Annotated in this window: 11 protein-coding genes; 2 read left to right on the forward strand and 9 right to left on the reverse strand. The window is 37.7% G+C overall.

Annotated features, from left to right (window positions below):
- Positions 1 to 1,412: 1,412 nt before the first annotated feature.
- The 5 genes from D5R40_RS24430 to D5R40_RS24450 form a co-directional block, all read right to left on the reverse strand.
- Positions 1,413 to 2,606, reverse strand: a complete 1,194-nt coding sequence (locus D5R40_RS24430) for a glycosyltransferase family 4 protein (protein WP_124155345.1) — start codon at positions 2,604 to 2,606, stop codon at positions 1,413 to 1,415.
- Between the two features lie 233 nt (positions 2,607 to 2,839).
- The gene (locus D5R40_RS24435) at positions 2,840 to 3,049 is read right to left on the reverse strand and encodes a DUF6200 domain-containing protein (RefSeq protein WP_124155346.1); all 210 of its coding nucleotides are present in this window, start codon (positions 3,047 to 3,049) and stop codon (positions 2,840 to 2,842) included.
- Positions 3,050 to 3,338: 289 nt separating this feature from the next.
- Complete coding sequence (locus D5R40_RS24440; RefSeq protein WP_124155347.1) at positions 3,339 to 3,581, reverse strand: DUF6200 domain-containing protein; 243 nt, start codon at positions 3,579 to 3,581, stop codon at positions 3,339 to 3,341.
- A gap of 443 nt (positions 3,582 to 4,024) precedes the next feature.
- Complete coding sequence (locus tag D5R40_RS24445; RefSeq protein ID WP_124155348.1) at positions 4,025 to 4,354, reverse strand: DUF6312 domain-containing protein; 330 nt, start codon at positions 4,352 to 4,354, stop codon at positions 4,025 to 4,027.
- 109 nt (positions 4,355 to 4,463) lie between these two features.
- Positions 4,464 to 4,793 (reverse strand): DUF6312 domain-containing protein, encoded by a 330-nt coding sequence (locus D5R40_RS24450; RefSeq protein WP_124155349.1) that lies wholly within the window; start codon positions 4,791 to 4,793, stop codon positions 4,464 to 4,466.
- Positions 4,794 to 5,130: 337 nt separating this feature from the next.
- Between D5R40_RS24450 and D5R40_RS24455 the strand changes: the two genes are divergently transcribed.
- Entirely contained in the window at positions 5,131 to 5,946 is an 816-nt protein-coding gene (locus D5R40_RS24455; RefSeq protein ID WP_240041647.1) for a sirohydrochlorin chelatase, read from the forward strand.
- Between the two features lie 900 nt (positions 5,947 to 6,846).
- On the opposite strand, the gene D5R40_RS24460 is transcribed toward D5R40_RS24455, so the two are convergent.
- The 4 genes from D5R40_RS24460 to D5R40_RS24475 form a co-directional block, all read right to left on the reverse strand.
- Positions 6,847 to 8,253: a cation:proton antiporter gene (locus D5R40_RS24460; RefSeq protein WP_124143068.1), complete on the reverse strand. Its 1,407-nt coding sequence runs from the start codon at positions 8,251 to 8,253 to the stop codon at positions 6,847 to 6,849.
- Positions 8,254 to 9,436: 1,183 nt separating this feature from the next.
- Positions 9,437 to 10,249 (reverse strand): carbon-nitrogen hydrolase family protein, encoded by an 813-nt coding sequence (locus D5R40_RS24465; RefSeq protein WP_124143069.1) that lies wholly within the window; start codon positions 10,247 to 10,249, stop codon positions 9,437 to 9,439.
- 756 nt (positions 10,250 to 11,005) lie between these two features.
- Positions 11,006 to 11,131, reverse strand: coding sequence for a photosystem I reaction center subunit IX (gene psaJ, locus D5R40_RS24470; RefSeq protein ID WP_124143070.1), 126 nt, complete (start codon positions 11,129 to 11,131; stop codon positions 11,006 to 11,008).
- A 147-nt stretch (positions 11,132 to 11,278) separates the two neighbouring features.
- Complete coding sequence (locus D5R40_RS24475) at positions 11,279 to 11,767, reverse strand: Photosystem I reaction center subunit III (protein ID WP_124143071.1); 489 nt, start codon at positions 11,765 to 11,767, stop codon at positions 11,279 to 11,281.
- 142 nt (positions 11,768 to 11,909) lie between these two features.
- On the opposite strand from D5R40_RS24475, the gene tsaD reads away from it, so the two are divergent.
- On the forward strand, positions 11,910 to 12,974 hold the full coding sequence (tsaD, locus tag D5R40_RS24480) for a tRNA (adenosine(37)-N6)-threonylcarbamoyltransferase complex transferase subunit TsaD (protein ID WP_124143072.1): 1,065 nt from the start codon (positions 11,910 to 11,912) through the stop codon (positions 12,972 to 12,974).
- Positions 12,975 to 13,405 lie beyond the last annotated feature (431 nt).

A 13,405-nucleotide genomic window follows, 5' to 3' on the forward strand; every position in this document is an offset into this window, starting at 1 on the left:
TGTGAAAACCGCTATAAGTAAGAGCGATCGCTTATATCCTGGGGCGATCGCTCTTTTTTTTCTTGGCCGAGGCGCGAACGCCTGGCAGGAATTTACTTTCACGGATTTATGACCCTCCCCAAAGGAACATTTCTCTTGCGATAGAAATAAAAGGGACATATCCATTACTGTCTAAAGTCTAAGAGGAAAGGTGTACTTTTTTTTCGGCGTTGCATATTTGTGGGATGAATTGTATGCTTGGACAAAAAAGAAGTATGAAGTATTAAGGATGAGATTTACCTGTTCAAAAAAGATTCATCCCTTGATTCAGCAGCGCCTTTTTTTCAAAATGGGTTGATTTTATGGGATTGACAAGCATCTTGTTTTATGATTTATAAATCCCACGAAGTCGGTATTTAATCGCGGCAAAATCACTGCTTATATAAAGCTGGTGGTAATAAAAACTGCTATCCAACTTAAGAATAACCATTTTTGTTTCAGTATAGTTTTCCTACGGAATGCTGCGCAAACAGATAGGGAACGTCGATAGTAACCACTCTTGCGCTTCCATTTATTTCACCCCACCTTACAAAATGAATCTGTCTAAGGTTTTCATCCCTGGGATGGGGTGAAGCTTTGCTCTTGCCATGCTGTGCTGTGGCACGGCATCTTTACGAGGTGGTATGATTGGTTTTGCACCTCTGTTTTTGGCCTCCTGGTAGCAATTGCGCTGTTGGTGGAGCAAGTGCGGCAGCTATATCATAGGCACCATCACCAGATACTACGCCCTTTCTTTGCTACCCATCTGCTGCTTTTGAAGCTCTACAGCGATCGCCTGTGCTTTTTCATCTATAGCAATGTGCGCTGGCATATTTACAAATTGCAGGAGGTGTCCAATAGCTAAAATCTTATATTATCAGCTTTTTATTCCCCCTATTGCCTGTTGCCTGCGCGCAGCGCTATAATTCTCTGTAACTGATACTTTCTATTTCTTTTTCACTATTCTTAAGGAAAGTGTAAGCTTTTTGATCGGATTGATTTAGGGAGCGATACTGGAGAAGATCAATTAATTTAGAAAATTCGGCGTTGCTGATTTGAGAAATTCAACTAGTGGTAAATTTTTAGCCAAAACAATAGTGCAAATTATACCTATTTCTTCCTATTTAATCACCGAAAAACTCCTTTCTACCTACTGACTCCTGGCTTAGTCCCTGACTCCTGGCTTAGTCCTCCTGAATCCTGACTCTTGAATCCTGTGAAATCATACATTTATTCAACAACGCCGAAAATTATTGCTCATTTTTCATATATTAATGTGCAGCTATTGCTTTTAGTTTTATGTTTACCAATACCTATGAAAATCAGACTAAGCTAAGAAATATTTAGACTTTATATCCTTTTTTTCCTTTCACAAAATGCGGACAAATTTAGATTTATCCTGCTTCCTTAGTTTCTTTTATGTCTTGTAGCGTTTCTACCGAAATTGATGTTGAGTCATTAATAATACTCAAAATATCCCAAGCTACTCTTGACCAACTGTAATATAATTCTGCTAGATCACGTGCTGTTCTTCCCATTTTTTCACTCTTCTTTGGTTTTGACAATAAGTAGTTGATCTCAGTAGCAAAGGCATCAGGATTGTCGTAGTCTGAGATGACAATACCATTTTTTCCGGGAACAATTACTTCAGGATTTCCCCCCCTAGCAGTAGTAATAGTGCATAGTCCTGTTGCCATAGCTTCATAATGCACCCTAGCTAGAGGCTCTTCCCATTGAGATGCACACACGAATATATCCCCTAACAAAAAGTAATCTGCTACTTCTGATGGTGAGATAAAACCAGTCAGCTGAACTGCTTGCCCTAACTTTTCTGCTTCTGCTTTAATTTCACGGACATAATCATTTTCATTGTTATTGCCGTACCATTTACTTCCTACTAGCAATAATACAGCAGATGGATGTTTTTTGATTATTTTGGCGATCGCAGATATTAACAGATGAGGTCCTTTTTTATCTGTCAACCTTCCCACGCAGAGGACTACTTTTTTACCCTCCAACCCATGAGTCGCCAGCATTGCTTCTCGTTTCTCTTTTACTCCTTCTGCCCACCTTGGCTGAAAGCGCTTGAGGTCTACTCCAGCATATACCGGTTGCAGCTTGTGTTTATATTCTGGAAATAACTTAGCAATACCATCAGCAATAAATTTACTGACTGTCACTACTTTTTCTACTCGTTCCAGGCATTTAATTGCTTCTTGTGGTTCAATTTTTTTAGCATAGAACATTTCGTTATGCATACTAAGAAGAAAGCGACTATTGGGAGCTGCTTTGGCAACCAAGGACACATACTTGGGACGGTTGTAAATTACTATCCAATCAAAATTTTTCCTTTCTACAAATTTGGCTACTATTTGATAGTATTCTTCTGAAGTGTTGGCAGTAGTGCGCTCGTAACGAATATTGTCTCTAATTTCTCGATCTGGTAAATCAGGGTCTGCTATGGAGAATACTGTGATTTCATGCTCTCGTTTTAGGTAAGGTAGAATACCGTCTATGTATGTCTGGATAGCCCCACCTCGGACATTAGGCACTGGTAACTTTTCTGTGCAGACTAATAGTATGTTCACGTTATCAACTTGAGCTTATAATTTCTTAAGTAGTATAAGGGATTTTGATACACCTTTACATAAAAAAAATATTTACCTTCAGGAAAAAAATATCAAGCCCTCACTCTACAGGCGGGGGCTTGATTTCATAGTTAATTGAATTGTTATTGGACTTAAAGCGCAACTCTATCTGTTAAGATATTTCGCTATCTACTTGAAAGCAAAATTAGTACATTGCGTAGGTTTTAATTTTTCTAGTCTAAGAGTCCCTTTTTATCTTTCTTTTTCTGGACTAGGGCAATTACAGGCTGTACATTTTCATCCACTTCACCTTCTTCTTTTAACTGTTCTATAATCGAGCGTATTCTTTTAAAGATCTTACCTTCGCCCCTCCGAAAATCATAGATATCGTCTTTATCTGCACCACTCATTTCTAAAATAATAGTGTTGGCTTGTTGTTTCATTTTTGTTTTCTCCCTAAATTTTTACTACTTAATTTAACTTATGTTGTCAGGAAAAATGTTATAATTTTTAGACCTCATACCTTTCTCTGAAATTTATTCAAGTTTTACTTAAATACTAGGAGATAAGTTTAAGAACCTAAAATCACTATTTCACCTAACATACATAACTTCGAGCATAATACTCGAAGTCAATCAAACCATTATTCCACCAGTCATAACTTAAGTTATGAAACTTTTAAAGGAACTTACAACACTTACACTCACTATAATAAATAGTAAGAAAATCTTCTTAGTCTAAAAGTCCTTTTTTACTTTTCTTTTTCTTTAAAATAACAATTATGGGCTGTATGTTATCTGAAATTTCGCCTGATTCTTGTAGTTTTTCAATTGTTTGGCCTATTCTTTTGAATACCTTACCCTCACCTCTGCGTAAATCATCGATATCGTCACTCTTAGCTCCTCCAAACTCTAAAACAACCGTGTTTGCTTGTTGCTTCAAGCTTTTTTCACTTGTATCAGATGACATTACCATTTTTTTTTATCTCCTTAATGCTTGCTAATTATTATGTTACTAGAGGAAATTTTACCAAAAACCTGCAATTATTTTTTTTCTTGCATCCGTTATGGGTTGTATATTTCCTGAGTTAGTTTAACAAAGTCCCTTTTGCACCTGCCCTTCACTGATAGAAATTATGAGGAGTATGATAGCAATCAATTATTACTTTTGACATACTCCTCATAACTTACTAATAGCAAGGTTACACTATCACCTAAGCTTTCTACTCTATCTGTGGATCATTTAGTAAATCAAGATTTTGCTTGAGTCTGATTCTTTTTTTCAAAAGTCTCACTTACTTGTTATGAACCAAAGCTAGTTTTTCGATTTACCCCAATTAGTCTAAAGTTTATATGAAAGTTGTCAGTAAAACTTTCTATATCAGTTGGGCTTTCTACTAATCAGTATTAATATTTGAATTATTCAAACAATTTAATACCCATGTAGCCGAAGCCACCCATACCCAATTTAGACATAGCCTTGCTATAGTTTTTGGGGAAATCTTTAATCCAACCGTTTTTCTTCTTCCGGTTAGATCTTTCGTGACGATCACGATATTCTTTGGTGGATTTATCGTACATTTTTGCAGTTCTGAATACAGCTTTTTCTAAAGGCTTTAAAGCACGTGCCTGCTTTTTCTTTTTCCTTTTTTTCCTTTTAGCTGATTTACCATAGAGGGTTGATGGGGCACCACCAAAGTCATCATCACTTTGCAGTACGGTAACACTTTTTACATCTTCTTTCGCCACTTTATTTCTCCTTTGAATATTTTCTACTAAACTATAATTATTTTAGTAGATATTTATTTTTCGGGACTTAATAACTTGGATTTCCTGCTAATCGGTATTAATATTTGAATTATTCAAACAACTTAACACCCATTACACCCATTCCACTTCCACCCAACTTAGACATAGCCTTGTTATAGTTTTTGGGGAAATCTTTAATCCAACCGTTTTTCTTCTTTTTGTTAGATTTTTCGTGACGATCACGATACTCTTTACTAGATTTGTCATAGCTTTTAGCCATTGAAAATACCATTTTTTCAAAAGGCTTCAAAGCACGTGCCTGTTTTTTCTTTTTCTTTTTCTTACTTTTGGGGGACTTTCCATATAGGGTGTCTGGAGAGCCACCAAAGTCATCATCACTTTGGAGTACGGTAACGCTTTTTACTTCTTCTTTGGCCATTTTTTTCTCCTTGTATGGTTTCTACTTTAGTATATTGATATCTATCATAATTATAGCAGATTATTCTTGAAAATATTTAATCTTTATATACAGTTACCAATATTAACTGGGCACAAAGTAAGTATTCTAATTATCAATTAAACACTTTATAGATATACTGGACAAAACAAAATTCACTCATTAGAGATTGATTGGACTTTTACCGAATATCCAGAGAAAGTGAATAGAGTTAATGTGTAGGAATATACATACAATTTTAATTAAATCAGGATGAAAATTGTTCAAAAGTGTTACTTAATATTTATATATCTATATAATAATTAGGTCAAAGTTAAAATTGCTATCAACCTATTTTTTAGTATCTCATGGTAGTCGTGACCCACGATCGCTCCTAGAATTACACATACTAGCTGGACTTTTATCTAGGCAAATAAATTTAACTGGAAATTTGACAAGTAATGATCTTCTCAAATGTCCTTTGATTGGTACAGGAGTTTTAGAACTGGGACTTAAATCTCTGCACGAACAAATTGAAGATTTTTGGGAAAAAAGGCGATCGCTCTACATTAATCAAGTTAAAATTATACCTTTATTTTTATTACCTGGAGTTCATGTCACAGAGGATATTCCAGCAGAAGTAGAGGTATTCAGGCACAAGGTTAAAGCAAAGGAAAAAAGTAAGCAAAAATCTGAATTTAACTCAGAAACTTATAGCCAAAGTAAAATCACTCTATGCCCCTATATTGGTTCTCATCCAGAAATGGCACGTTTACTGGCAGCTAAAGTAACTTCCGTGACTGCTGATGCTTGGGTAGTTATTTCTCATGGTAGTCGTCGTCCTGGTGGCAATGAACCTGTGGAAAAAATAGCCGAGTCTCTTGCAAGTAGTTGTCAAGTTTTGGTTTGTACTGCTTATTGGTCTGTTTGTCCCGACCTGAAATCAAGAGTTGAAATATTAATCAGACAAGGATATCAAAGAATTGGAATTTTGCCTTATTTTCTGTTTAATGGGGGTATTACTGATGCGATCGCTGATACAGTTAATCAATTTACTCAAATATACCCTGCTATTAAATTCTGCCTGAGTGAACCTCTTGGGGCAACTGATGAATTAGCTAAATTAGTTTTGGACTTGATTAGCGAAACTGAATAGAAGGGAGTCGGAGGAATTTTGGGCATTGCTGAATTAAGGTATGAAAGTAGGTTTATAGGGAACACCGGATCTGGGAACACCGGATCTGGGAACAGTTAATATTAACAAGTAGTTCAAACCATCCAAAATAAAAAATCCCAAATACAAAATTATCAAATCATACCCAGAATCAGCAACGCCGAATTTTGAAAGATTCTCTTGAGAATTGACAAGAATTTTGATTAAGTCTAATGAATAAAACTTGATACTATAAAAAAATACCTCCCTAATTTATACTTGGGAGCCATAAAAAATGTAGATTTTGGGAAAGTTTTGGATTTATTATATAGAATCCCTGATCGTATCTTTGCAGGGGGTATGTGCTTTTGACTGCCGTCCTCAGAACTTAGTCGGTGGTGAAGTCAGGAGATTCAGGAACGAGAATAAGGCCAAAAGTGAATGAAACCCCTGGCCCTTCGGGTATTTCTTTCCTTCTCCGGAGGACCTACGCTAACAGAGAAGCTTTGCGTAGGGCAGTTGCTTCAATTCGGCGGGGCACCTATGGGGTGGGGGAGGCAGGTTTCGCCCACAGACGGGAACCTGAAGGGCGTACTGCACTCACCGCCCGATAGCGCAGCAGGTATAGCAATGTGCGCTGGCATATTTACACATTATTTTTTGTACACCTGTTCGCTTACTGCACTTTGAGCTGGACATTGTAAATACCTGAGCGCACATTGCTATAGTACACCAAGCAGGTTGAAATTTGCTTCTATCTCCCCATCTCCCCACATTCCCCTCCTGGGAGGGGTTAGGGGTGAGTCCCTATCTCTTTGTTAAATAGATCTCAAATGGGTTCTATAAAGGTTATGAGTTATAGAAAAGCCATCTAAAAATTAACCTTCTACCTTTTGCAAATAACTACCCAGAAGTTTCAGTTACTTCTTCTGCTTCTCCTTCTCCGAACACGACTCGCAGCAAGGGAGGCGCTAAGAATGTTGTAATTATAACCATAAGAATAATTGCTACATCCAAAGCAGGGGATAAAGCGCCACTAGCAGAACCAACTGAGGCAAAAACCAAACCAACTTCACCCCGTGGCACCATACCAACACCAACAGCTAAACGGTTAATGTTCTCTAAACCAAAGACACTAAAACCACAGGCAACTTTACCCACAATAGCAACAACTATTAAGAAGATCGCAATAACTAAACCTTCACGGTTAGTAGGAATAGCTGGGTTGAGAACTCCAAGATTGGTTTTTGTCCCCACTGTGACGAAGAAAATGGGAACGACGACATCAGAAATAGGACGAATTAGTTCTTCTAATTCTCTACCTACCTCTGTTTGATCCAAGTTATCTAAAACCAATCCTGCGGCAAAAGCTCCCAATATGGCTTCCAAATGGATCGCTGTACCAATGTAGGACATAAATAATGCGATCGTCAAAGCTGGAATAACTGCTCGTCCACGAGTTTTAAATTTTTCACCAAAGAAAACAAAGGTGTCATTAAAGAAGCGACCTAACAATATTGCACCTACCAAAAATACACTGGCACTGATGATGAGATAGATCGCATTGACTACATCGACTTCGCCAGTTTTTGCTAAACTTGCTACTACTGCCAGGATAATAATACCTAAAACATCATCTATAACAGCAGCACCCAAAATAATTTGACCTTCTTGAGTATTGAGGCGGTTAATTTCTGCTAGTACCCTGGAAGTAATGCCAATACTGGTTGCTGTAAGAGCTGCTCCTGCAAAAATTGCTGGTACTGCTGAGACATGGAATATCATCATCATTCCTGCTGTACCAGCGACAAATGGTAATGTTACTCCCACAATTGCGACAATTAGGGACTGAATACCCACTTGCATTAAGTCTCTAATGTTGGATTCTAGGCCAATTTCAAATAACAAAATGATCACCCCCAGTTCGGATAGAACTTCGAGGACTTCACTTTGGACTTGAAATGTAGCTTCCGCAGCGTCAGGGGCTAAACCTGCTGTTGCTTCTAAAATACTGATAACTACGGATGCGGAACTATCTGCCCCACTTTCTGGAAAGATTACCAGGTTTAGGGCGGAAATACCTATAACTACACCTCCTACTAGTTCACCTAATACTGGTGGAAAACCTAGCCAGTTAAAAAATTCGCCCCCTGCTTTGCTGGCTATATAAATTGCCACTAGGCTCAAAAGGACTCCTGCAACTACCATTGCTGGTTCTACTTCTGTTTCTGTCGCTGTTGCTAGTATCGGTTGAAGTTTGCCTGATAAAGGAAATAGGAAAAATTCATTCAAAAAATTGAACCCTGCCATTGAACTAAACATTAAGTTTTTCTAAATCATCTTGACTTAATGTAACAGGACTTTATGCACGGATCGCTAATCTTTTGTTATAAAAATATTTTTTGGTGAGTATATATAAAAAATATCTAACTATCTAAAATGTATCGTAAATATCTATCTAACTTGAAATAAAGAATATGGGAAATTTTTGGAAAGTCCCTGAAAAAGTTTTAGACAGGAATTATACCATTTCTCAAAAACTTTTTAACCCGTATCCTGAGTATGGGAGGGAGTAGGAGAGTAGGTAGGGACGTTATCTCCTACATTCCGCACCACAAAACGTAGCATAAAAATATAAGTTATGCATCGAGTGCTAATTGGCTAGGTTTCCTACGGCGCTAAACTGTGGAAATGGTTCCGCACACATTGCCTCCAGAATGTAAGAGGCACTCAAGACAGTCAAAATTCAAAAGTCATGTATTAAGAAGAAAATTATAGTGGTCAATAGGAGTCAACGATTCAGTAAGTATTTATGCTTAATATTTAACTGAGAATTTGACTCCCGATAGAGGTAAATGAAGATAATTTATATAGTATAAATACTTAAGCAAACTACAGATTTTATACTAATTTTTATGTTACAAATTGAAGTGCGGAATGTGGGTTATATGCAACGTTAGTCAAGGTAGAATTAAATAGCGCAAAAAGGCAGAAGGCAGGAGGCTTTAGTTATCTAGGATAGCAGAAGGCAGAAGGGAAGAAAGGTTATTGTACAAGCTTTTGAACCTTTTTTAACTGGTTAGTTATTTCCGCCATCCTGCACTAGCGCTTCAGTTAGAGCTCCCCCTCTAGCGCTTCATCCTCAAAAGGTAGTGCATATGTAATGGTATCTGTTTGCGGAGCAGTCCGGACTGAAAAGCTTGGGTTGCTCCGTTCCGGAATTCCGCTTTCCGGGCAAAGCTGACCGCTGAACTGCTGAACTGCTGTTTGAGTTTGGGTCGCATTCCGTAGGAAGTCCTTTTTAAATAGCCATCAGCTTTTCTGTTCCGGAATGCTCTACTTGCCAGCATTTAGCTGGAGCGCTAAAAATTCAAGGGTTTAAGTTCCCCACGCTTATTTGAAAAATTAGTGGTGCGCCTTTTATGGGGGTTTTAATCCCTAATTATACGCCTTGAGAAGCTGATGGCTGAAGCGCTGAGTTCTGAGTGGTACTTCAAGTAAATACCCGATGTTGTAGGGATGGCATTTGTCTACGAACTTGTTCTAATCTGGATGGGTTAATTTCTGCAATTGCTACTCCTGGTTTATCTTCAGTATCTGCCAAAATTAAACCCCAAGGGTCAATTATCATTGCATGGCCATGAGTTTGTCTTCTGCCATAGTGCTTCCCTGTTTGAGCTGGAGCAATGATATAGCAGGTATTTTCTATTGCTCGTGCTTGGAGTAATACTTGCCAGTGGTCTTTTCCTGTATATGCAGTGAAGGCCGCTGGTACGAATATGACTTCAGCCCCGGCATTTGAGAGATATCTGTATAACTCAGGAAATCTTACATCATAGCATACTGATATGCCTAAATTACCATAATCTTTTGATGAATAGACTGAAGGTAACTTGACTCCTGCTTTAACAGTGTTTGATTCTCGGTAGGTATTACCGTCAGGCAAGTTAACGTCAAATAAATGTGCTTTTTCATACCTACCTACTTCTTGGCCATTAGAATCTATTAGGGATGCAACGTTATAAACTTTGCCATCTTTTGTAGGTACTGGATACCCACCTCCTAGAATTGTGATTTGGAATTTTTGAGCCGTTGTTTTGAGAAATTTTTCACTTTCTGTAGCGATCACTTCTGCTTGGTCAATTTTTTCTTTTTCTTCACCTAAAAAGGGAAAATTTTCAGGCAAGGTAACTAACTCTGCGCCTTGACGGACTGCTAAGTCTATTAATTCTTCTGCCTGTGCTAGATTTTTTGACAAGTCAGGCACACTTGTCATTGATATTGCTGCTGCGAGATAGGATTTCATTAAGTCTGTTTTTCAGCTATTATGTTGGAACTTTTTGATGTTTGCCTTATTATTTATACCAAATTCATTCGCCGATCTAAAGGTAGTTGTTTAGTCAGCATTCAGCAGTCAGCTATTAGCTATCAGCAATTAATTTTGGGGAAGGTCAAAGCAATTGAAAAATTGAGTTTGAATAATAAAGTTACTGCCATGAGTCCCCTTTCCAAATTTGAGAAGTAATTACTTTTTTTGTAGCGGGTTTAATACCCCACCGTCTAAACAGTGCTTAAAATTTTTTGGGGTTTAAATTTATAAGCAATTTTCCCTTTCCTAGGTCATGCTACGGAAACAGCATAGCTGCCTTCTTCCATCACTACTAATTGCTGAAGCGCTGACTGCTAATAGCTGAATGCTTACGTTGTTTACCAATTTATCACCTTTATTTCTCAACCTTCAGCTTAAGTTCCTTTTTTATTCAAGACAAGATGATAACTGAGTTGGCAACAGCTAAATTTTAGAGTGGTTTCAGAAATCAGATTTTCAGCTATAGTAGTCTATCAAGTTATATTTAATAAGTTACTATTTCTCAATAACACTTATTTATAAGGCTTTGATACTCAACATACTCATCATTTTTTGCTTGACGGACTATTAGTCTAGAATTGTGATTTCTGAATTAACCACTATTTTTCATCTGAATATTGATTCAGAATTTAATCTACATTTTGTTTCATACTTTAGATTAATCCAGATAAGTCTGAGTTAACTTTTTGGCTTTTACATTGGGTGGAAAAGTAAGTCTGGGAAAAAACGATTAAACTCAATTAAAATTCCGGCTGTGATAATCATCCAGGCTGCAGCCAGAACTGGGGCTGTTGATAGATACTTAAGTAGGTCTTGCATGAATATTTCTCCTAAAAACTGATTGTCAAATCAGGTATTGTTTAGACAATGTTAAAAAACATTGTTTTGGGACTTTTGGCAGTTAGTAATTAGTATTTTTATACTAATTACAATTACTTAGTTTTTATTAATTCCTTAGTTAATGTTTTAGCGTGGGGAAACAGTAATTTCGTTTTCTTCAGCAAACATTTTACCAGAGGTAAATTCTCCTAATGCCAACACTGGCCATAGAGCTGCACCTAGCATTTTTTGGATTGCTAAAGGAACGTCGATAACAATCTCTTTTTCCTCTGGATTCTTACCAGATTTGATTGCTTGTAGATAGGAACGACCGGCCCAACCAATCCAACCTGTAATATACAAGAATAAAATGCTAGGAATGAGGAAATCTCCAGCGCGATTCAGACTACCATCTACTATTAAATGAGGTAGTCCGTCTTCTCCACAAAGTGCTTGTGAATAACGTTCAAATCGTTTCTTACCAGATTCTGGATCGCCGGTAGTAGGGCGAGCATATTCAGCTCGTGCCTGAAAAGCAGGTGATTCTGAACATGGCACTAAGTTATATGCTGATGCTGCTGATGCACCAGTTGCCCAAAGACTTATGGCTAAAACTAAAGCCAACAATCGTCTCATAAAATTGTTTCCTTTTATTACAAAGTGTTGACAATTACCCATTCTTCTGTAGCTAAATTAAGCTGAAGTAGGGATTTTCTTAATGGAAATGATAAATTTGAAGCTGACAGTAATCAAGCTATTTTTATAAATTTATCAGTCAATGACAACTATTTTAGCTATAGAAACAAGTTGTGATGAAACGTCTGTGGCAATTGTTAAGAATCATCAAGTTTTAAGTAATATCGTAAAGTCACAAATTAATATTCACAGTTTTTATGGAGGTGTGGTCCCAGAAATAGCTTCACGGCAACATTTAGAAATAATCAATCAGGCGATCGCTCAGGCTTTTACAGAGATAGATTTAGATTGGCCAGATATTGATGGTATTGGAGCTACTTGTGCCCCTGGTTTGGTTGGCGCTTTGTTAGTGGGAATAACGGCAGCAAAAACTCTGGCTATTGTCCATGAAAAGCCATTTGTGGGAGTGCATCATTTAGAAGGTCATATTTACGCGACTTATCTTAGTCAACCAGAATTAAGACCACCTTTTCTCTGTTTGTTGGTTTCTGGGGGCCATACAAGTTTAATTTATGTCAAAGATTGTGGTGTTTATGAAACATTAGGCCAAACAAGGGATGATGCTGCAGGAGAAGCTTTTGATAAGGTGGCTAGATTATTGAAACTTGGCTATCCGGGAGGCCCCATAATTGATAAATTGGCAGCAGAGGGTAATAGATCGGCTTTTTCTCTACCTGAAGGGAAAATTTCTTTACCTGAAGGTGGCTATCACCCCTATGATTGTAGTTTCAGTGGACTAAAAACTGCTGTGTTGCGATTAATTCAAAAATTGGAAACAGAAGGCCATGAATTATTACCTGAGTCTTCAATAACTAAGGACATTGCAGCTAGCTTTCAAGAAACTGTAGCGAAGGGGTTAACAAAAAGAGCGATCGCCTGTGCGCTAGATTATGGATTAAATACAATTGCGATTGGTGGAGGTGTAGCTGCAAATAGTGGGTTGCGATGGCACTTAAGTAGAGCAGCAAGTAAGAATAATTTACAGGTACTATTTCCTCCCCTCAAATTCTGTACAGATAATGCGGCCATGATTGGTTGTGCGGCGGCTGACCATCTGAGTCGAGGCCACATTTCATCTCTGAACTTAGGAGCTAGTTCTCGAATGGCCATAAAAGATGTGATGGAGTTGTATAGCGCTATGCGCTAGGGAATAAGTGAGCTGTAACAAGTATGACACGGGGACACGGGGACGCGGGGACACGGGGACATCGAGACACGGGGACGCGGGGACGGGTCGATTTGAGGTGAAACAGGCAACGGTTTCGGCCATTATATGTGAAGAAATTACAATGAATAATTGATAGTTGATAATTGGGGTTTGCTGAAAAAGTCTTTTAGTAGGAGACAGGAGAAATGGGAATTATAGAAGAGATAGTCGGAAAAATTGTCCCAATATTTTTCTGCCATAATCGTCTCAAAGTACTAGCTTTTTGCAGCTCTTTGAGCTGAAAAGCTGGCACTTTTTTCGACAAAAAAATGCTTTAACCAATATCAGTTAATGCAATGAACTTAGCTATCCTGACTTTTAGCTTTATGAGCGCAAGCCTTAATAATTAATAATTAATTATTAATTATTAA

The organism is Okeania hirsuta (genome assembly GCF_003838195.1).
Taxonomy (GTDB): domain Bacteria; phylum Cyanobacteriota; class Cyanobacteriia; order Cyanobacteriales; family Microcoleaceae; genus Okeania; species Okeania hirsuta.

Excerpts from the sequence above, each read along its gene's own strand:
- D5R40_RS24435 (WP_124155346.1), bottom strand. The coding sequence starts at position 3,049 with ATGAAACAACAAGCCAACACTATTATTTTAGAAATGAGTGGTGCAGAT.
- D5R40_RS24440 (WP_124155347.1), bottom strand. The coding sequence starts at position 3,581 with ATGGTAATGTCATCTGATACAAGTGAAAAAAGCTTGAAGCAACAAGCA.
- D5R40_RS24450 (WP_124155349.1), bottom strand. The coding sequence starts at position 4,793 with ATGGCCAAAGAAGAAGTAAAAAGCGTTACCGTACTCCAAAGTGATGAT.
- D5R40_RS24460 (WP_124143068.1), bottom strand. The coding sequence starts at position 8,253 with ATGGCAGGGTTCAATTTTTTGAATGAATTTTTCCTATTTCCTTTATCA.
- D5R40_RS24465 (WP_124143069.1), bottom strand. The coding sequence starts at position 10,249 with ATGAAATCCTATCTCGCAGCAGCAATATCAATGACAAGTGTGCCTGAC.
- psaJ (WP_124143070.1), bottom strand. The coding sequence starts at position 11,131 with ATGCAAGACCTACTTAAGTATCTATCAACAGCCCCAGTTCTGGCTGCA.
- D5R40_RS24475 (WP_124143071.1), bottom strand. The coding sequence starts at position 11,767 with ATGAGACGATTGTTGGCTTTAGTTTTAGCCATAAGTCTTTGGGCAACT.
- tsaD (WP_124143072.1), top strand. The coding sequence starts at position 11,910 with ATGACAACTATTTTAGCTATAGAAACAAGTTGTGATGAAACGTCTGTG.